General features: G+C 64.0%; 18 protein-coding genes and 1 pseudogene. 11 read left to right on the forward strand and 8 right to left on the reverse strand.

The genetic code is table 11. The features are described from left to right. Positions 1-2 precede the first annotated feature (2 nt). The 4 genes from OHA42_RS27985 to OHA42_RS28000 are packed head-to-tail and all read right to left on the reverse strand — an operon-like array spanning position 3 to position 4095. Positions 3-1097, reverse strand: a complete 1095-nt coding sequence (locus OHA42_RS27985; RefSeq protein ID WP_406230792.1) for a class 1 fructose-bisphosphatase — start codon at positions 1095-1097, stop codon at positions 3-5. Positions 1098-1112: 15 nt separating this feature from the next. Continuing rightward, positions 1113-2216, reverse strand: coding sequence for an AAA family ATPase (locus OHA42_RS27990; protein ID WP_406230793.1), 1104 nt, complete (start codon positions 2214-2216; stop codon positions 1113-1115). After that, positions 2206-2628, reverse strand: a complete 423-nt coding sequence (locus OHA42_RS27995) for a ribulose bisphosphate carboxylase small subunit (protein WP_406230794.1) — start codon at positions 2626-2628, stop codon at positions 2206-2208. Before OHA42_RS27995 ends, OHA42_RS27990 begins: the two co-directional genes overlap by 11 nt. Before the next feature lie 24 nt (positions 2629-2652). After that, the gene (locus tag OHA42_RS28000) at positions 2653-4095 is read right to left on the reverse strand and encodes a form I ribulose bisphosphate carboxylase large subunit (RefSeq protein ID WP_406239641.1); all 1443 of its coding nucleotides are present in this window, start codon (positions 4093-4095) and stop codon (positions 2653-2655) included. 129 nt (positions 4096-4224) lie between these two features. Here OHA42_RS28000 and OHA42_RS28005 point away from each other — a divergent pair, with 129 nt between their 5' ends. The 4 genes from OHA42_RS28005 (at position 4225) to OHA42_RS28020 (ending at position 8466) form a co-directional block, all read left to right on the forward strand. After that, positions 4225-5094, forward strand: a complete 870-nt coding sequence (locus OHA42_RS28005; RefSeq protein ID WP_406230795.1) for a LysR family transcriptional regulator — start codon at positions 4225-4227, stop codon at positions 5092-5094. Positions 5095-5188: 94 nt separating this feature from the next. Beyond that, positions 5189-5401: a hypothetical protein gene (locus OHA42_RS28010; protein ID WP_406230796.1), complete on the forward strand. Its 213-nt coding sequence runs from the start codon at positions 5189-5191 to the stop codon at positions 5399-5401. 410 nt (positions 5402-5811) lie between these two features. Beyond that, the gene (locus tag OHA42_RS28015; RefSeq protein ID WP_406230797.1) at positions 5812-7332 is read left to right on the forward strand and encodes a class I adenylate-forming enzyme family protein; all 1521 of its coding nucleotides are present in this window, start codon (positions 5812-5814) and stop codon (positions 7330-7332) included. 660 nt (positions 7333-7992) lie between these two features. After that, the gene (locus OHA42_RS28020; RefSeq protein ID WP_406230798.1) at positions 7993-8466 is read left to right on the forward strand and encodes an SRPBCC family protein; all 474 of its coding nucleotides are present in this window, start codon (positions 7993-7995) and stop codon (positions 8464-8466) included. A 579-nt stretch (positions 8467-9045) separates the two neighbouring features. Here OHA42_RS28020 and OHA42_RS28025 read toward each other — a convergent pair. From OHA42_RS28025 to OHA42_RS28035, 3 genes are all read right to left on the reverse strand, one after another. After that, on the reverse strand, positions 9046-9792 hold the full coding sequence (locus tag OHA42_RS28025) for a class I SAM-dependent methyltransferase (protein WP_406230799.1): 747 nt from the start codon (positions 9790-9792) through the stop codon (positions 9046-9048). Further along, positions 9786-9989: a hypothetical protein gene (locus tag OHA42_RS28030; protein ID WP_406230800.1), complete on the reverse strand. Its 204-nt coding sequence runs from the start codon at positions 9987-9989 to the stop codon at positions 9786-9788. Before OHA42_RS28030 ends, OHA42_RS28025 begins: the two co-directional genes overlap by 7 nt. 183 nt (positions 9990-10172) lie before the next feature. Continuing rightward, entirely contained in the window at positions 10173-10511 is a 339-nt protein-coding gene (locus tag OHA42_RS28035) for a hypothetical protein (RefSeq protein ID WP_406230801.1), read from the reverse strand. Positions 10512-11324: 813 nt separating this feature from the next. On the opposite strand from OHA42_RS28035, the gene OHA42_RS28040 reads away from it, so the two are divergent. Next, positions 11325-12812, forward strand: a complete 1488-nt coding sequence (locus tag OHA42_RS28040) for an aminotransferase class V-fold PLP-dependent enzyme (RefSeq protein ID WP_406230802.1) — start codon at positions 11325-11327, stop codon at positions 12810-12812. Between the two features lie 425 nt (positions 12813-13237). Here OHA42_RS28040 and OHA42_RS28045 read toward each other — a convergent pair. Continuing rightward, positions 13238-13708 (reverse strand): annotated as a pseudogene (locus OHA42_RS28045) (hypothetical protein); the annotation flags it as partial. Positions 13709-13905: 197 nt separating this feature from the next. Here OHA42_RS28045 and OHA42_RS28050 point away from each other — a divergent pair. From OHA42_RS28050 to nuoE, 6 genes are all read left to right on the forward strand, one after another. Continuing rightward, entirely contained in the window at positions 13906-14241 is a 336-nt protein-coding gene (locus OHA42_RS28050; protein WP_406239643.1) for a hypothetical protein, read from the forward strand. A 351-nt stretch (positions 14242-14592) separates the two neighbouring features. Continuing rightward, positions 14593-14961, forward strand: coding sequence for an NADH-quinone oxidoreductase subunit A (locus tag OHA42_RS28055; RefSeq protein ID WP_379070420.1), 369 nt, complete (start codon positions 14593-14595; stop codon positions 14959-14961). 60 nt (positions 14962-15021) lie between these two features. Then, the gene (locus OHA42_RS28060) at positions 15022-15576 is read left to right on the forward strand and encodes an NADH-quinone oxidoreductase subunit B family protein (protein ID WP_328402372.1); all 555 of its coding nucleotides are present in this window, start codon (positions 15022-15024) and stop codon (positions 15574-15576) included. Continuing rightward, positions 15573-16346 carry an NADH-quinone oxidoreductase subunit C gene (locus OHA42_RS28065; protein WP_406230803.1) on the forward strand — a complete coding sequence of 258 codons (774 nt, stop codon included), beginning with the start codon at positions 15573-15575 and terminating at the stop codon, positions 16344-16346. The genes OHA42_RS28060 and OHA42_RS28065 overlap by 4 nt, the downstream gene beginning before the upstream one ends. Then, positions 16346-17698: an NADH dehydrogenase (quinone) subunit D gene (nuoD, locus tag OHA42_RS28070; protein WP_406230804.1), complete on the forward strand. Its 1353-nt coding sequence runs from the start codon at positions 16346-16348 to the stop codon at positions 17696-17698. The genes OHA42_RS28065 and nuoD overlap by 1 nt, the downstream gene beginning before the upstream one ends. Then, positions 17695-18408: an NADH-quinone oxidoreductase subunit NuoE gene (nuoE, locus tag OHA42_RS28075; RefSeq protein WP_406230805.1), complete on the forward strand. Its 714-nt coding sequence runs from the start codon at positions 17695-17697 to the stop codon at positions 18406-18408. Before nuoD ends, nuoE begins: the two co-directional genes overlap by 4 nt.

An 18408-nucleotide genomic window follows, 5' to 3' on the forward strand; every position in this document is an offset into this window, starting at 1 on the left:
TCTCAATGGGGGGCAGGCCGGAACAGCGACCGGGAGCCGAACAACGAGCTGTCGAAGCTCGGCCCTTCGTCGGGCTCACTGTGATAGCGCTCGATCCGCTCCACCTCGTTGCGCGATCCGAAGATCAACGGCACCTGGTGGTGCACGTGCTCCGGCGGCACCTCGAGCACGCGCTCGCCACCCGTAGTGGCCCAGCCACCCGCCTGCTCGACGATGAAGGCGATCGGATTGGCCCCATACAGCAACGACACCCGACCCGGCCGCAGCGGCGGCCTGGCGTCGTGCGGGTACAGGTAAACGCCACCGCGAGTAAGAATGTGGAACGTGTCGGCGACCAGCGAAGCCACCCAACGCATATTGAAATCCCGCCCGCGCGGCCCGTCCACTCCGTCGAGGCATTCGTGCACGTATCTGCGCACCGGCCGTTCCCAGAACCGCTCGTTCGCGGCATTGATCGCGAAACCCGATGTGTCCTCGGGGATTCGCATCCGCGGATGGGTCAGCACGAACGCACCGATCTCCCGGTCGAGGGTGAAGCCGTCGACACCGCTGCCGGTGGTGATCACCAGCATCGTCGCCGGACCGTAGAGGGTGAACCCGGCGCAGACCTGCCGCACGCCCGGCTGCAGGAAGTCATCGGCGATCGGCGCCCCACCGCCGCCGGAAACCCGCGCCCGATCCGGCGCCCGCAGCACACTGAATATCGTTCCGACGGGCAGATTTACGTCGATATTGGAGGAGCCGTCCAACGGGTCGAAGGCCAGCAGATACTTACCGCGCCGGTGGATGTCCGGCACCGGATGAATCTGCGTCATCTGCTCCGACAGCAGTGCCGACAGATGCCCCGTCCACTGGGTCTGCGCCACCATGATGTCGTTGGCGATCGCATCCAGTTTGCGGTGCACCGTCGGCGGCAGATTATCCGGATCCGCCGCGCCGAGCGAGCCGACAATGGCTCCACGCATCACCTGGTTGGCAATGAGCTTCGTAGCTGTCGCAACAACATTCACCAGGGCGGAGAACTCACCGGACGAGCCGGGGTGCCGGTGCTCCTCCTCGATGGTGTAACGGGTGAGGGTCTTCAGTCCTTCTGGCATGGTGACTCGATCTCGTCAGGCGGGGGCCCTTGCGGTCGGCCCGTCCGGCAGCTCGGTTGTGCTCGATTTGCGGTGCTCCCGGAGCCTTTCGTGGTCATGCAAGCCACCGCCACCGGGCCCGTTACTCGCACCGCTGCCACCGAACACGCTGCTGCCATGGACATCCTGGGCAGACAGCGTGATCAGGTCGGTCTTGGTAAGCGGTTGCCGCAGCTCGACCAGGCGTTTGGCCTGGCGCAGCCGGCACCGATCGAGGGCATTGCGGACGCTGCGCGCATTGGAGAATCGCGGCCTGCGCATCCGCAACTCGACATACTCGGCGAACGCGGATCGCGCGGCATCATCGAAGCGAAAGTTTTCCCGCGCCACCATGATCTCGGCGATCTCCAGCAACTCGCCATGGGTGTAGTCGCTGAATTCCAGATGGTGCGCCACGCGCGAGGACAGTCCGGGATTGGCGGAGAAGAATCGGTCCATCCGATCCGCATAACCAGCGAAGATCACCACCGAACTCGCGCGCTCGTCCTCCATCTCCTGCAAGAGGATCTCGATGACCTCCTGCCCATAGTCCCGCTCGTTCTCGGGGCGGAACAGGTAGTAGGCCTCGTCGATGAACAGCACTCCCCCGGCCGCCCTGGCCAGCGCCTCTTTCGTCTTGGGCGCGGTGTGTCCGATGAATTGACCGACCAGGTCATCGCGGGTGACGGTGTGCACCTTCGGTTTCCGGATATAGCCGAGGGCATGCAGCATTTCCGCCATGCGCAGGGCAACAGTGGTCTTGCCGGTGCCGGGCCCGCCGGTGAAACTCATGTGCATGGTCGGCCGGGACGCCCGAAGCCCGAAGCGTTGACGCGCCCGATCGATCAGTAGCAGCGCCGCGATCTCCCGGACACGCAGCTTCACATTCGCCAAGCCGACCAGCTCCGCATCGAGTCTGGCCAGCACGTCCTCGACGTCGTTGCCCGCGATATCGGTCGACAGGTCGAGCACCGCGGCGTCGTCGAGGATCTCGGTGTCGGACGTCGCATCGGGCGGCACCGCCCGCACCGGCCGGGGATCATCGGCCCCGGGCCGGTGCAGCCGGAAACCGCCGGCCGATCCGGAACGCTCAACCGCCATACCGCGTCCCCGGACGGTCGTTCGTGGCGTAGGAATGCAGCCCGTAGATCTGCCGCCGATCGGGCCCTTCGCTGCGGGTGAGCAGGAACCCGGGTTCGTCGGCGGGCCGCTGCACGAGGAAGCTCAGCGCCGTGGTCTGCCTGCCGTAGCGTGCGTCATAGGCGAGTATCCGAATATAGTGTCGCGGACAGGTTTTCCGGCAGCCATCGATCTCGGCGAGCACACCGTCGGGCTCGTCGAGATCGAACAGCGGCAGCCCCCACATTTCCCAATAGGCATTGCGAGGATGCGGGTCGTCGGTGTATTCGATGGACACCGGCCAGTTGTTCAGCAGCGCGTAGCGCACCTGCGCGGCGATCTCCGCATCGGTGAGTTCGGGCAGGTACGAGAAGGTTCCCTGACGCAGATACATGGCACGTCCTTCGGAAATTCGGCCTCAGTGGCTTGCCGTCGGCACGGCGTCGGGTGCATCGGTGGAGGTGTAGTCGAAGGTGACATCACCCCAGGTCGCCAGCGCGACATCCAGGGGGCGACAGGACTCGGCCGCCTTCCGCAGCACGTACGGTCCTTCCTTCAACAGATCGCGGCCTTCGTTGCGCGCCTTGACGATCGCCTCCAGCGCGACCCGGTTGGCTTCCGCCCCCGCCGCGATCCCGAGCGGGTGACCGATGGTGCCGCCGCCGAACTGCAACACCACATCGTCACCGAACAGGTCGACCAGTTGATGCATCTGGCCCGCGTGGATGCCACCGGAAGCCACCGGCATGACCCCCGGCAAGCTTGCCCAGTCCTGATCGAAGAAGATCCCGTTGCCCGGGTTCGCCGGAATATGGTTCTCCCGCAACGTGTCATAAAAGCCTCGAGTGGTGGCCGGATCACCCTCCAGCTTCCCGACCACCGTCCCCGCATGCAGATGGTCGACTCCGATCAGCCTGCACCACTTGGCCAGCACCCGGAAGCTGACACCGTGCGTCTTCTGCCGTGTGAAGGTCGAATGGCCTGCCCGGTGCAGGTGCAGCAGCAAACCGTTGCGCCGTGCCCAATGCGACATGGACTGCATGGCGGTGTAGCCGACCGTCAGGTCCATCATGATCACGATGCTGCCCAGTTCCTTGGCGAACTCGGCGCGTTCGTACATGTCCTCCATCGTCGCCGCGGTGACATTGAGGTAGTGGCCCTTGATCTCGCCGGTCTCGGCCATGGCGCGATTGACACCCTCCATGGCGAACAGATAGCGATCGCGCCACCGCATGAACGGTTGTGAGTTGATGTTCTCGTCGTCCTTGGTGAAATCGAGACCGCCCTTGCACGCCTCGTAGATCACCCGGCCGTAATTGCGCGCGGACAGACCCAGTTTCGGTTTCACCGTCGCACCGAGCAGCGCCCGGCCGTATTTGTTCAGATACTCCCGTTCCATGACAGTTCCGTGCGGCGGACCCTGGAAGGTCTTGACATAGGCGACTGGAATGCGCATATCCTCCAGCCGCAGCGCCAGCAGCGGTTTGAAGCCGAAGACATTGCCGATGATGGACGAGGTGAGGTTGGTGATCGAACCTTCCTCGAACAGATCGAGGTCATAGGCAATGTAGGCGAAGTACTCCCCCGGCCGCCCTGGCACCTCATCGATCCGATAGCACTTGGCCTGGTAGCGCGAGTGCGCGGTCAGCCGATCGGTCCACACCACGGTCCAGGTGGCCGTGGATGATTCGCCCGCAACCGCGGCGGCGGCTTCGATCGGGTCGACACCCTGCTGGGGGGTGACCCGGAAGACGGCGAGGACATCCGTGTCCTTCGGCTCATAGTCCGGCGCGTAATACCCCATAGATGCATACGATTGGACACCCGGATCCCAGCGGTCCCGTTCGGTTTCCTCGGCCATCATTCCTCCAGATCCTGAGGGTGTGCGCCTTGCGAATTCCAGGATGACGGGGTCGGCGACGACAAACAATTTGATTGTTTCTCCGAATACTCAACGGTTTCTTCGAGTTTGGTACCGTGGAATATGGGCATGGTGAGCGCATCTCGGATGGAAACATTCCTGGCTGTGTCCCGCCAGGGCAGCATCCGTCGCGCCGCGAGCCAGCTGCACATCACCGAGGCCGCCGTCTCCGCGGCGGTCGCGCACATCGAGAAGCAACTCGGGGCGAAACTCACCACCAAATCCGGTCGCGGCATCGCGCTCACCGAGGCCGGGCGGGTCTACGCCGAGTACTGCCGCACCATCCTGGGACTCATGAAGGAAGCACATGCGGCGGTCCGGCGCGCCGAGACAGGGCGGCTACGCATCGGAGTCGTCGCGACCGCCGGCGAATACGTGCTGCTGCGACTGCTCGCGTCCTTCCGCAACCGCTACCCCGACATCGAGCTGAGCCTGTCGGTCCATCCCCGCGATGTCCTCTTCATCGAATTGCACCACCACGAAACAGATCTCGTCATCGCGGGCCGCCCGCCACGCGACACCGGCCTGGTCATCCGCGGCCGCCGAGCCTGCCAGCTCGTCGTGGTTGGTGCCCCCGAACACTGCCCCGACCCACTGCGCAGCACCTGGCTGCTGCGCGGCCGCGGCTCCGGCACCAGGGACGCCACACTGAACCTGCTCGACCGACTCGAAATCACGCCACCCACTCTCACCCTCGGCAGCCACGGCGCAGTCCTTGCCGCGGCCCGCGAGGGCCTCGGCGTCACCCTGATGCACAGCGACGCGCTCGTCGGTGACCTCGAATCCGGTCTGCTGCAAGCACTTCCGGTAGACGGCACCCCACTCGATCGTCCGTGGCACGCCATCACCACCCGAACCCCCACGCCCACCACTCGACTGTTCCTGGCCCACATCCTCGACCCGGCAGAGGTCGGTGCGGCCGTCTTCCAGCCAGGGTGAGTCGCGACATCGTTGCGCCCTCCGGTCCTCGGACGACATCCCTGTATTCTCCGCACCGGAAGGCCGCACAGGTGCCGCATGTGAGCATGAATCCATGAGCAACCGAGCGAACCTCGTCATCGAACAGACAGCAGAGCTGGCGATGGACTATGGCCAGTTCCTCATCAGCGGCGGCGCGGGTCGACCGTCCGCGCCGAACGACTCTACGCGTGTTGTCCACGACCTCGTGTCCTCGGCGTCGTCGTCGACCGTGTTATCTGCAGGGTGCTCGACGAACGCAATAACGTTGCGCAACAATGCGTCTTGATCAATGAGTGACTGCACGACCATGCCCAATGTGGTCAGGGTGGATCGCACCGTGACCGGTTGGCCGCGACGGCATGCGGGCTGTTGCCCGTGATCGAGACCATCGCGCGGGTTCCGAGAACCCAAGGAACAAGCGTCCTTTCGAATCGCGTGACAACTCGAATGTGTCCTGGATACGATCCCGACAGCATCTTCGGGACCCGCGACTGATCGCGGGACGGCGGGCACCTGTGTGGTGGTCGCCTTTCCCGGAGCCCGAACATCAGTGCCTGCACGGTTACGACCAGCGAGAGACATGAATGCAGAAGAGATCGAACCGCTGGCCCCGTGATCTGGCACGCATGGGGACATCGACCATCCGGTACGCCGGGCAGATGGCTGCGGTCGCGGCCAGGATCTAGGGAGACGCCGATGACCATCCCTCACCCCCCGACGCTGGCCGGCCTTTTGGTCGGGCACGCCCGGGACCGCGCCGGATGCCGCGCGATCAGCGCGCCTGCGGGGTCGCAGACCTATGCGGAGTTCGCCCGGGACGTGGCGCGAATCGCGGACCGGCTGCACGCAGCCGGTCTACGCCGGGGAGACCGGATGGCGGTGCTCGCGCACAACGACTTGGCCTACGTTCAGCTCGTCTACGCCGCCTCCTGGGCCGGCATTGTGCTGGTCGGTCTGAACTGGCAGCTGACGGCTGCCGAGCTCCGGGCCGTTCTGGAGGACTGCAACCCGTCCCTGCTCTTCGCCGATCGGGAGTTGGCATCGGGGTTGGACCCACGGTGCCCGGTGGTCCGGCTGGATGGACCCGAAGGCTCCGACTTCGAGCGCTGGTATGCCGCAGGGGATTCCGGCTACGCGCCGGATGCCGATCAATCCGACGAGTCCCTCGTGCTGCTGGCCTACACGACCGGCACCACCGGCGAGCCCAAGGGCATTCAGCTGGTCGAGCGAAATCTGCGGGAGATGGCCCAGCAGGCCGCGGCAGCCTGGGCGCTGTATCCGGAGATGAGGTACATGGCCTGCCTGCCGATGTTCCGTATGAGCGGGATGAGCTCGGTGACGTGTTGCGTGCACCTGGGCGGCGAGGTGGTCATCCCGTCGGGGTCCTCGGTCGCCGCGATCGCCGGCGCCGTCGAGGACCGAGGTGTCACCCACACCAGCCTGGTGCCGACCCTGCTGGCCAGTCTGGTTGCCGAGAACGCCGCCGCGACCTTCGACCTGTCAAGTCTCGAGGTGATCATCTACGGCTCCGCGCCCTCGAGCAGCTCGCTGATCGACGAGGCGATGGAGATGCTGCCGCAGACCGGCTTTTCGCAGGGTTACGGCTTGACCGAAACCTGTGCCGGGGTGGCGGTCGCGCCGGTCTTGCGCCGGGGGGAGGTCGACCGGCATCCGGGTAGCGTGGGCCGCATCCACCCCAGCTGCGAGTGCCGGATCGTCGATGTTTCCACCGGTCGCGACGTCGGCACCGGTGAGGACGGCGAGATCTGGCTGCGGACGCCGCAGCTGACCACAGGATATTGGAACAAACCCGCGGAGACCGCGGCCGCGATATCCGCCGACGGCTGGTTCCGCACCGGCGATATCGGGATGATCGACAACGACGGATTCCTCTACGTCCACGACCGGCTCAAGAACATGATCATCATGGGCGGAGAGAACGTCTACTCGGTCGAGGTCGAGAACGCGATCGGCGCGCACCCTGCGGTGCTCGAGGCCGCCGTCGTCGGCGTACCCCACCCGCACTGGGGTGAGACCGTGAAAGCGGTCGTGGTGCTGCGCCACGGTCAGGAGCTCGACGAGACGGAACTGCTCGGCTGGCTCGAGGGTCGGCTTGCCGGTTACAAGCGCCCGCGGATCGTCGAGTTCGTCGGTGATCTCCGCAAGGCGGGCAGCGGCGAGATCCTGAAACGTGAACTCAGACAGGGCAAGGGCTGACATGCCCGAAGTGGCTGCCGCAGCTTCAGTGGAGGTCCGCGCGACAGCCCGGAGCCGATAACGGAATACCCGGCATTGGGCCGACTCGGGGACCCGAATTCCGGGGCGCGCATCGCAAGAGCCTGCACGGTTCGGTGGAAGCCACTCTCCGGCAGCTGAGTACGGACCACATCGATCTGCTCCAGCGGCAGGTATGGGACTTCACGACCTCGGTCGAGGAAATCATGTGTGGCATTCCGGCGGCCGGTCGCCACTGGTCGCGCTGCAAATCGTCCGGCTCGGAGATCCGACCGGAAGCGACAGTGGAGATATGAACGAGTGTCTCCGGCGGCTCCCCAGGGGAATGCCGCTGCGCGGCTGGGATATTCGAGATATGAACGAGTGTCGATAGCACCTTGGCAGGGGAATGCCCCTGCGCGGCTGCGACATTGGCTGCCAAGTTCTCGGCATCACGCCACAGCGGGTTATCCGCCGTTGTGCGGAAATGATATCCGAACGACGGAGCCGAGAGACGGTGATGTTCATCGAAATACGCTGTGCCGGACTATATTTCGACCCAGGTGGCACACGCCACGGGCATCCCTGACCTCCCGTCGGTGGCGATCACCGAACCGCCTTTTTGATCAGCGTCCGCTCGACGATTGTGCGAGGATGGATCCCATGACTGAAGAACGGTTCGAGGTCCGACGGGAGATCGCGGCGCAGCCGGCCGAGATCTTCGCCCTGCTGTGCTCACCCGAAGGGCATGTGTCGATCGACAGCACGGGCATGCTGCAATCCGCAGAAGGCGAAGCCATCACCGCCGTCGGAGATGAATTCGTCGTGCAGATGGATCGTGAATCGCTCAATGACTTTCCCGAGATGGGAAAGTACGACGTCACAGTGACCATCACCGCATTCGAAAAGGACGCACATATCGCGTGGACAGTCTCCCGAGAGGGCCAGGTGCCGATGATCGAACACCGCTACGGCTACCGCGTGGAACCCAGCGAGATCGGCACCTCGGTGACGTCGTACTACGACTGGAGTCAGATCCCAGCGGTTTACCGCGACATGGGAGTCTTCCCGATTCTTCCTGAATCCGCGCTGCGGGCCTCGCTCGGCCTGCTCGCCAGGACCGTGGAGAAGAAGTAGGCGATCAGCCAGGCTGGTGGGCATCGTCAGCAGGTGCCCACCGCACCCACCAGCAGTGGACGCGCCGATACCGGACAGTCAGAAATCCGGTCCGTTGTCCAGAGCAGGCTGGAGCTCGCCAGCACAGGAACATATCCTTCGTGCGACGGTTCGCAGCCACTGAGCCGGGCGGAAGCGAAAGATCGCCGAGCTGGAACGGACGATCGAAATCGTCTCGGCAGCAACGTGTTTCTTCACATGGGCGAGCGACCCGCGACAGAGGTGATCTGTGGATTCATCGCCGAGTATCAGGCTCGGTTCGCGGTCGAACCGATCTGCCGGGCTATTCCGCGTGCGTCATCGGCGCCTACGCCGGGCGTATCCGGGGTGGAAATGCTCGACCAGCAAATACGCCGGCTTCGTGGAATCAGCGATCCGGCAAGCAGTCGCATTGCGGGCCCCTGAAGGCCATCAGATCAGCGGTGCGATCCATCGCTCGGATGCCGGATCGCAATGCCCGGCAGTGAAATGCTTTGAAACACTGAGACTTTCAGACCAAATGCCCTCGACCGGGTCGGTCGACGTTGTGAAAGTGCCGCACTACTTGGTTGCGACAATGACGGTTCCGCTGTCCAGGTCCACCGGACGGCCATGAAAGTCGCCAGCGAATGCCACGTGGCCGAATCCGGCTTCATAGATTGCTGTCTCGAGTTGTGGGCGGGAATACATGTGGAGCCGACACTGTCGGGACCATCCAGGGCGCTTCCAGTGGAGGTTGAGTTCCTGGGTGGTCCAATCGTATCGAGCGTGACCAACGAGATCGGACCGTTGAACCAGCTGCGTACTGATCAATTCGCTGCCGTTGCGTGCACGATGCTCGAAGTATTCGAGAGTATCGATTTCCATGACGAGCTTGCCCCCGGGCACCAGAACGTCAGCCCAGGCCGCGAGGGCGGCAAGGTCTTCCTCGCGGGTGTCGAAGAAGCCGAAGCTGGTCCACAGGTTCAGAATTGCGTCGTATGGACCTGCGGGTGGCGTTCGCATATCTGTCAGGACGAAGGTGCAGTCAGGATATCGACGGCGGGCGTCGTCGAGTTGTTTCGGCGAGTTATCTATACCGACGACGCGATAGCCGCGCCGACTGAGCGGCCCGGCGTGACGGCCGAAGCCGCAAGGGACATCGAGTATTCGCGCTCCGAGGGGCAATCGGAGCAGTGCGACAATCGCCTCGATCTCACTCTCGGTGTCATCGTATCTGCCTAGGATGGCGAATGTTTCGCGGAAGCCTTCGTCGAAGAATTCATCTGCCCAGTTCTCTCGCGTGATGTGTCCGGAATTGGTCAGCATGACCGGCCGGAAAAGTCTGTGACCCGAGAGGAGCCACGGCGTAGCGGCGGGATCGTGCCACGGCCCTTCGGGACGATCTTCTCCACCGCCGTACCGAGAGCGTGACCCACCACGTCGAGCGGGTCGGCCGGTTCCGATAGCGGAGCGTGACGCACGCCCGAGGTCGGGCTCGTCGGCTGCTCGATCGAAATCTTCATCGCTGGTTCCTCGAAAGCTGGACGGCCGTAACGCAATTCATGGCTGTAGAAACAGTGCGGTCGGTCCACGCGAGCACTGAGCTGTCCGGCCGTCACCGGACGCACGTACTGTCGGATAGTTGCCGCCGGGGGCGTAGCTCCCCGGTAGGGGAGCTACGCCGAACGGCTACCACGAAGAGTGGATCACTTCTTGTCGAGATCGACCAACTTGCAGACACACAGCGTTACCGTGTGGGCGAGAATGCCGCCGAAATACTGGGTGCAGAACTCCACGTACCCGACCGGATCGCACTGATGCGCATGCCACGCCGAGTCCACTTCCAGATCGTCGGGCAGGTAGTTGCCCTGCATGCCGCTGGCCCGGAAGCGCTCGAGCGACCGCTGATAGCGGGCTACTCGATCGTCGATCTGCTCCTCGGTCAACGCCGTGGAGCCCGGCCAGAACAAGTGGCCCCAGCGCAGGTTCTCCTTGAGGTGTGTCGTGTCGAAATCCGCAGCAGGAACTTCAGTTTCAGCCGACACGGCCACGATACTCGTCGTCATAACCCAAACCCTCGATTCGCTTGGAACTCACCATGTCGGCCGACAAGTCTCCAGAAGTGCTGGAGTAATTAGAGTTTGGTGTGTGGCAGATCACTAGTCAAGGGTGGATTCTCCCATCTCTGGGAGCAGCCATGCATGAACCTGTTTGCGACTCAATCGATTTGACCTACCATTCAGAGCCCAGGCGGGAACTCGTAGCTCGCCGCCCTCCAGAGTCATCCAGCGGCTGCCGAGAACGACCTGATCGTGTGCGCTGAACCGACAGGGCGCGGAGTCGCCGGGGAAGCGCTGACCGTTGATGTAGAGGTGAACGGTCTCGAACGGGGGCAACTGGATCGGCCCCACCCGCGCCAGACGCCCCCAGTGGCAGGCAACGATGAGCACTGGAGGACCTCGGCCCCAAACCCGTGACGGTTCACCATTGTCTCGTCTGTGCCCGCAACGCCGCCGCCAGCCCGGCACCGGCGGTGGTGAGCAGGCCGCGGATCGCCGACCGGACCAAGGTGATGGTGGCCACGGTGGCCACCGCGTGTCGGCGACACTCATGCGGATTCCGTTGCGTTAGTGCGGCATCGGAACAGACGTGTACGACGATGCTGCCGCGTTGGGTGCTGCTTGACTCTTAGCGGAATCGGAGGTCTCGTTGTCTGGCTGGTTGGCAGCGACGAATCATCTTGCGGCACAGGAAGGGAGACCACGTTGTCGCAGAACCACCAACGATGACAAGGACTCGCCTGATGCGGATGGGCTGACCGAGCCACCGCTGACCCACACGATAAGACAGGACCTGCTATGAGCGGAGACGGCACGCGCACCGCCAGCGCACAGGAATTTCTGGCCGACTATCCAGAATACACCACTACAACAGTGCTCGATGACCTCCGGGCCACCGAGTACGCATATCTGGATCGCAATCGGGACGTCTATCTCGACTACACCGGCGCGGGGCTGGCCGCAACCACCCAACATCAGGCACACAACGAGTGGATCTCTGCGGGCTGTCATGGCAATCCACATTCGGACAACCCGACCTCACGGGCGGCGACGGCCGGGGTCGAGACTGCTCGGGCGTCCGTGCTCGCCCATTTCAACGCTCCAGCGCAGGACTACACCGTGATCTTCACGGCGAACGCCACGGCGGCCTGTCGATTGGTCGGCGAGGCCTATCCCTTCGGCCGCGCGACACGTTTCGTCCTGACAGCCGACAACCATAATTCGGTCAATGGCATTCGAGAATTCGCCCGCTCCAGGCGGGCTCGAACGGAATACATCCCGATCGCGGGTTCCGAACTACGAGTGACCGAGTCTGCCGTCCGCGCCGCGCTGGAGCGCCGCACGGTGCAGGAATCACTATCGATGGCTATGGTGAACGGACGAGAAAGCAGCCGTGGGTTGTTCGCCTATCCGGCGCAGAGCAATTTCACCGGTGTTCAGCATCCGCTCGACTGGGTCGATATCGCACATGAGCATGGCTTCGATGTGTTGCTGGACGCTGCAGCCTATCTGCCGACGCATGAGCTCGATCTCGCCGCCGTCCGAGCCGATTTCGTTCCCGTGAGCTGGTACAAGCTTTTCGGCTATCCGACCGGAGTCGGTTGCCTGATCGCCCGCCGCGACGCATTGTCCAGACTGCGGCGGCCCTGGTTCTCCGGCGGCACCATCCAGGCCGCCAGCGTTCAGGGAGGTTGGCACGCACCGGCCGCGGGATCTGCCGAATTCGAGGACGGCACCGTGAATTTCCTCGCCATACCGGATATCGAACATGGCCTCAACTGGCTGCGCGGGGTCGGCATCGATGTGATCAATCGGCGTACCCGCTGCCTGACCGGATGGCTTCTGGATCGGCTCCTGTCGCTCGAGCACGACAACGGGGCTTCCATGGTCCGAATCTATGGGCCGCGCAATATGATCAACCGCGGCGCGACGGTCGCGCTGAATATCCTCGACCCCTTCGGGGCCATCGTCGACGAGCGTCTGGTAGCGCGAGAATCCTCGGCGGCAGGGTTTTCGTTGCGCACGGGCTGCTTCTGTAATCCCGGCGCTGGGGAGGCCGCCTTCGACATCGGTCGGCCATCCTTACTTCGCCTGTTCAGAAAGTCGGCTCTCTCGATCGATGCGTATATCACCGAACTCGGCCTGCCCACCGGTGGCGCTCTCCGCGTCTCCTTCGGGATCGCCTCCAGTTTTCAGGACGTCCAGCGATTTGTCGAATTTGTCGACACCACATACCGCAACCGTCCGTGTGAGACGCAGGGCCTCCCGCCACGCGAGAATTGCTGAGCTGTGCGCATTTCTCACCGAATCGAAAACGCGGTGCGCCTCTGATTCGGTCGATTTCGTGGAGGTTTCCGCGGAAGCGGCGCAGCGGTGCTGGCCTGCTGCTGGCCCATGTCTCAATAGTGGGGTGCGTGGTGGGCGCCGCTGCACGGCGCCTACCACTCGAAAGATTCGAATGATGTTGCCTGCGTTGGTGTGTCGGTGAGCAGATCGAGCGAGGTCTCCGGTATCTGAATTAGCGACCAAGCAACACCAGAACACCGGAGACCTCGTGACCAGCGTATCGGTGACGAGGCGAGCGGACCTGACCGACGCCCAGTGGGCGCGACTGGAACCGCTGCTGCCTCGTGGCAAGAAGACGTAGCTGGACCACCAAGACCCACCTGGCGTGCGAGCAGGGCCGCAAGGTCTTATCTATCGTGATCATGCCCTTTGTGCAACGAGCTCGCATAGTCGATGCGATGGAATTCGCGCTCCATTGCCACGAACACCTGCCCGGCCTTCGGCGTGTAATAGTTGGCGAAGATCGGCTCGACGAATACATTCCAGAGGGGTTTGATCGATGTGTCCGCGATGGCCTCGCGGACCGCGTACGAGGGAAATCCCCACATATTGTCCGGCGTCGAACCGGCGTCGCTGCGCAACCGTTCACCGCGCGGAATCTGCGAGACACGGGTGAGGTACTCGTAGGACGACCACGGCACCTGCTGCGGGCCGAGCACGGCCATCGATGCAGCGGGCACCCCGTAGATCCGGAGCGCGTCGGAGGTGACGAACGATCCGATCCCACTGCCGATGGTTACGAACGGCACGTCGATCACCGGGATCCCGGCGGCACCGACCATGTCGTCGGTGCAGATGTCGGTATCGACGAGGGCCCGGGTGATATCTCCCCGCATGTGTTCGGACACTACCGGCGAGAACTTATGAAACCTTTGCGATTCGCAACCTCTCACGACGCGTGAAGCAATCTGGGCGAACCTGCCACGGCGAGTGCCCTCGCGGAAGTAGCATCCCCTCCGTGGCCGACACGATTCGTTCCACCCCTCTGCGGGTCCTGGTGTACAGCAACGACGCCGATACTCGGCGCCAGGTGATGCTGGCGTTGGGCAGACACCCGCACCCGGAGCTACCCGGCCTGGAGTACCTCGAAGTCGCCACCGCACCGGTGGTGATCGACCAGATGGATGCAGGCGGCATCGACCTGGCCATCCTGGACGGCGAGGCGGCGCCCGCGGGCGGGCTCGGGATCGCCAAACAGCTCAAGGACGAGATCGACCGGTGTCCACCGGTTCTCGTGCTCACCGGCCGCCCCGACGATGCCTGGCTGGCCAGTTGGTCACGTGCCGAGGCCGCCGTCGCACACCCGATCGATCCGATCCGGCTGACCGAGGCCGTGGTCGCATTGCTGCGCAAGCGCACCGCGGCCTGACTCGAACCACATCTCCGTAGTCCCGGCGTCCGCCGGGACTTTTTTATGCATCCCACATTCCGGCGTCCGCCGAAATGGCGGATAGAGCCCGTCATTGCGGTGCCCGATTGTCACGTGACGACATCTCGATTACCCCCGTGTCAGTCATAAATAGCAGTCGCGAATTCGATCAAACAACGCTCCGAAACCGGGCTCACGCAGGTGTGCCAGTTGTAGTGTGTGCCCTAGCTCACATGAACGCGGGCGGAGTATGAGACCTGCTTCAGCAGGTCTCGCTACCCACCGAACCCGCGCTCACCCGACACGCTGACTCCAGCTCGCAGGAGGGGAAGTGCAGTAGTGAATATCGAAATGCCGACGCTTGTGCTCGGCGCGATCGGCGCTGCGTTCGCGGTCTTTTCCATAGTGATGGCCGCCCTTGTCGGCCCGAAACGCTACAACCGGGCCAAACTCGAGGCCTATGAGTGCGGCATCGAGCCGACCCCGCACGCCGTCGCGGGCGGTCCGGGAAGCATTACCGGACAACGCTTTCCGGTGAAGTACTACCTCACCGCGATGCTATTCATCATTTTCGACATCGAGATCGTGTTCCTCTACCCGTGGGCTGTCCACTTCGATGCGCTCGGTCTCTTCGGTCTTGCCGCGATGGCGCTGTTCATCGTCAACGTCTCCGTCGCCTACGCCTACGAATGGCGTCGCGGCGGCCTCAGTTGGGACTGATACCGCGCGGTCGTACGCATGCCGTCATGTCGACACAGTGGAAGTGAGAAGTAGTCCAACATGGGTCTCGAAGAAAAACTGCCCAGCGGCTTTCTGCTGAGCACGGTCGAGGATTTCGCCGGCTATCTGCGCAAGGGTTCGCTCTGGCCCGCCACCTTCGGTCTCGCCTGCTGCGCTATCGAGATGATGGCCACCGGTGCCGGCCGTTTCGACATCGCCCGCTTCGGCATGGAAGCCTTCCGCGCCTCCCCGCGACAGGCCGATCTGATGATCGTCGCAGGACGGGTCAGCCAGAAGATGGCGCCGGTGTTGCGTCAGGTCTACGACCAGATGACCGAGCCGAAATGGGTGCTCGCGATGGGCGTCTGCGCATCCTCCGGCGGCATGTTCAACAACTACGCCATCGTGCAGGGTGTCGACCATGTCGTGCCCGTCGACATCTACCTGCCCGGCTGCCCGCCGCGGCCGGAGATGCTGCTCAACGCGATTCTGGCATTGCACGCAAAGATTCAGGAGATGCCGCTGGGCGTCAATCGCGACGAGGCGGTTCGCGCAGCCGAGCAGGCCGCGCTGGCATCGACGCCGACCATCCGGATGGAGGGTCTGCTGCGATGACGTTCGACTCCCCGGACAACACCGGAACACCTCCGTCGGAAGAACTCCCGCAGGCCACGACGGCCGGACCGGAAGGCACTGTCCCCGAAGAAGAGTGGGCCGCGGCGGGCGCCGAGGTGATCGGCGTGCGTCGTGGCATGTTCGGCGTCAGCGGCACCGGCGATACCTCCGGCTACGGCAAGCTGGTCCGGCCGGTCAGCCTGCCGGGCAGCACCCCGGCACCCTACGGCGGTTACTTCGACGAGGTCGTCGACGCCTTGCGCACCGCACTCACCGCCGCGGGCATCGGCTTCGAGACCGCGATCGAGAAGATCGTCGTGTTCCGCGGCGAGCTCACCGTGCATGTGCGCCGCGAACACCTGCCGACCGTCGCGCTCACGCTGCGCAACGACGCCGCACTGCGCTTCGAACTCTGCCTGGGCGTCAGCGGCGTGCACTACCCGGATGACGAGGGCCGCGAACTGCACGCGGTCTACCCGCTCATGTCGATCACGCACAACCGCAGGCTGCGCATCGAGGTGTCCGTGCCGGACGCCGACCCGCACATACCGTCGCTGTACAGCGTGTACCCGACCACCGACTGGCACGAGCGGGAAACCTACGACTTCTTCGGCATCCTCTTCGACGGTCACCCCTCGCTGACCCGCATCACCATGCCAGACGACTGGCGCGGCCACCCCCAGCGCAAGGACTACCCGCTCGGCGGGATCCCGGTCGAGTACAAGGGCGCGCGTATCCCGCCGCCCGACGAGCGGAGGACGTACAGCTAATGAATGAAACAGACATTCGGCCCGACGTCGCAGATGACGCCGGGCATGAGTCGGCTGCGGGGGCAGAGCCCACCGTGGTCACCGTCGCGGGACAGGACTGGGACCAGGTCGCCGAAGCGCTCGACGGCGCGGGCGAAGAGCGCATCGTCGTCAATATGGGTCCACAGCACCCGTCCACGCACGGCGTGCTACGCCTCATTCTCGAGATCGAGGGCGAGACGGTCACCGAGGCGCGCTGCGGAATCGGCTACCTGCACACCGGAATCGAGAAGAATCTCGAATTCCGGAACTGGACCCAGGGCGTCACCTTCGTCACCAGGATGGACTACCTGTCGCCGTTCTTCAACGAGACGGCCTACTGCCTCGGCGTAGAGAAGCTGCTCGACATCACCGAGCAGATCCCCGAGCGGGCCACCGTCATCCGGGTCATGCTCATGGAGCTCAACCGCATCTCCTCACACCTGGTCGCACTGGCCACCGGTGGCATGGAATTGGGCGCGCTGACCCCGATGCTGTTCGGTTTCCGTGAACGCGAACTGATCCTGGACGTCTTCGAGACCATCACCGGCCTGCGCATGAACCACGCCTACGTCCGACCGGGCGGTCTCATCCAGGACCTGCCGGACAACGGTGTCGCGAAGGTCCGCGAGCTGCTCGAGCTGATGCCGAAGCGACTGCGGGACATGGAGAAACTGCTCACCGCCAACCCGATCTGGAAGGCACGCACCCAGAACATCGGCTACCTGGATCTCACCGGTTGCATGGCGCTCGGCATCACCGGTCCGGTGCTGCGCTCCACCGGCTTGCCGCACGATCTGCGCAAATCGCAGCCCTACTGCGGCTACGAGACCTACGAATTCGACATTCCCACCACCACCGGCTGCGACTGCTACGGCCGCTATGTGATCCGGGTGGAAGAGATGAAGGAATCGCTCAAGATCGTCGAACAGTGCCTCGACCGGCTGCGCCCCGGTCCGGTGATGGTGGACGACAAGAAGATCGCCTGGCCCGCCGACCTCTCGATCGGCCAGGACGGACTCGGCAACTCCCCCAAGCACATCGGCAAGATCATGGGCACGTCCATGGAGGGACTCATCCACCACTTCAAGCTCGTCACCGAGGGCATCCGGGTTCCGGCGGGGCAGGTGTACACGGCCGTCGAGTCGCCGCGCGGCGAACTGGGCGTACATATGGTCAGCGACGGCGGCACCCGGCCCTTCCGCGTGCACTATCGCGACCCCTCGTTCACAAATTTGCAAGCAGTGGCGGCGATGTGTGAGGGCGGCATGCTCGCCGACGTCATCGCGGCCGTCGCCAGTATTGATCCCGTCATGGGCGGAGTGGACCGATGACAGAGATTCTGCTGAAGCTGACCACGCGACCAGAGCCGTATCCGGCCTATGTGCGTGAGCGTCTCGAGGTCGACGCCAAGGAAATCATCGGCCGTTACCCGCACCCCAGGTCGGCGCTGCTGCCATTGCTGCACCTGGTGCAGGCCGAAGAGGGTTATGTCACCGGCACCGGCATCGAATTCTGCGCCGACCAGCTCGGACTGACCGGCGCCGAGGTGACCGCGGTGGCCACCTTCTATTCGATGTACCGGCGCACACCGACCGGTGACTACCACGTCGGGGTCTGCACCAACACACTGTGCGCGGTGATGGGTGGCGACGCCATTCTCGCGACACTGCAGCGGCATCTCGACATCCAGCACGGCGAGACCACGCAGGACGGTGTGATCACGCTCGAGCACGTCGAGTGCAATGCGGCGTGCGATTTCGCGCCGGTCGTCATGGTCAACTGGGAGTTCTTCGACAACCAGACGCCGGAATCAGCTCAGGCACTGGTGGATTCGCTACGCGCGGGAGAGCGGGTGACCCCGAGCCGCGGCGCGCCGCTGTGCACGTTCAAGCAGACCGCACGCATCCTCGCCGGATTCCCCGACCAGCGACCCGGCGTGCTGGACGGCGCGGCGGGCGAGGCCACCCTGGCCGGTCTGCGGGTCGCTCAGGAACACAACATGAATCCGCCTGCGCCGCAGCCGAATATGGAGGGCGCCTGA

Origin of the sequence: Nocardia sp. NBC_01009, from assembly GCF_045208035.1 — a bacterium.
Taxonomy (GTDB): Bacteria; Actinomycetota; Actinomycetes; order Mycobacteriales; family Mycobacteriaceae; genus Nocardia.

What these genes read in the sequence shown, in the direction of transcription:
- OHA42_RS28005 (WP_406230795.1), top strand. Translation starts at nt 4,225, where the DNA reads ATGGTGAGCGCATCTCGGATGGAAACATTCCTGGCTGTGTCCCGCCAG.
- nuoD (WP_406230804.1), top strand. Translation starts at nt 16,346, where the DNA reads ATGAATGAAACAGACATTCGGCCCGACGTCGCAGATGACGCCGGGCAT.
- OHA42_RS28015 (WP_406230797.1), top strand. Translation starts at nt 5,812, where the DNA reads ATGACCATCCCTCACCCCCCGACGCTGGCCGGCCTTTTGGTCGGGCAC.
- OHA42_RS27995 (WP_406230794.1), bottom strand. Translation starts at nt 2,628, where the DNA reads ATGTATCTGCGTCAGGGAACCTTCTCGTACCTGCCCGAACTCACCGAT.
- OHA42_RS28010 (WP_406230796.1), top strand. Translation starts at nt 5,189, where the DNA reads ATGAGCAACCGAGCGAACCTCGTCATCGAACAGACAGCAGAGCTGGCG.
- OHA42_RS27985 (WP_406230792.1), bottom strand. Translation starts at nt 1,097, where the DNA reads ATGCCAGAAGGACTGAAGACCCTCACCCGTTACACCATCGAGGAGGAG.
- OHA42_RS28030 (WP_406230800.1), bottom strand. Translation starts at nt 9,989, where the DNA reads ATGAAGATTTCGATCGAGCAGCCGACGAGCCCGACCTCGGGCGTGCGT.
- OHA42_RS28050 (WP_406239643.1), top strand. Translation starts at nt 13,906, where the DNA reads ATGCTGGCGTTGGGCAGACACCCGCACCCGGAGCTACCCGGCCTGGAG.
- OHA42_RS27990 (WP_406230793.1), bottom strand. Translation starts at nt 2,216, where the DNA reads ATGGCGGTTGAGCGTTCCGGATCGGCCGGCGGTTTCCGGCTGCACCGG.
- OHA42_RS28020 (WP_406230798.1), top strand. Translation starts at nt 7,993, where the DNA reads ATGACTGAAGAACGGTTCGAGGTCCGACGGGAGATCGCGGCGCAGCCG.
- OHA42_RS28025 (WP_406230799.1), bottom strand. Translation starts at nt 9,792, where the DNA reads ATGCTGACCAATTCCGGACACATCACGCGAGAGAACTGGGCAGATGAA.
- nuoE (WP_406230805.1), top strand. Translation starts at nt 17,695, where the DNA reads ATGACAGAGATTCTGCTGAAGCTGACCACGCGACCAGAGCCGTATCCG.
- OHA42_RS28055 (WP_379070420.1), top strand. Translation starts at nt 14,593, where the DNA reads ATGCCGACGCTTGTGCTCGGCGCGATCGGCGCTGCGTTCGCGGTCTTT.
- OHA42_RS28065 (WP_406230803.1), top strand. Translation starts at nt 15,573, where the DNA reads ATGACGTTCGACTCCCCGGACAACACCGGAACACCTCCGTCGGAAGAA.
- OHA42_RS28060 (WP_328402372.1), top strand. Translation starts at nt 15,022, where the DNA reads ATGGGTCTCGAAGAAAAACTGCCCAGCGGCTTTCTGCTGAGCACGGTC.
- OHA42_RS28040 (WP_406230802.1), top strand. Translation starts at nt 11,325, where the DNA reads ATGAGCGGAGACGGCACGCGCACCGCCAGCGCACAGGAATTTCTGGCC.
- OHA42_RS28000 (WP_406239641.1), bottom strand. Translation starts at nt 4,095, where the DNA reads ATGGCCGAGGAAACCGAACGGGACCGCTGGGATCCGGGTGTCCAATCG.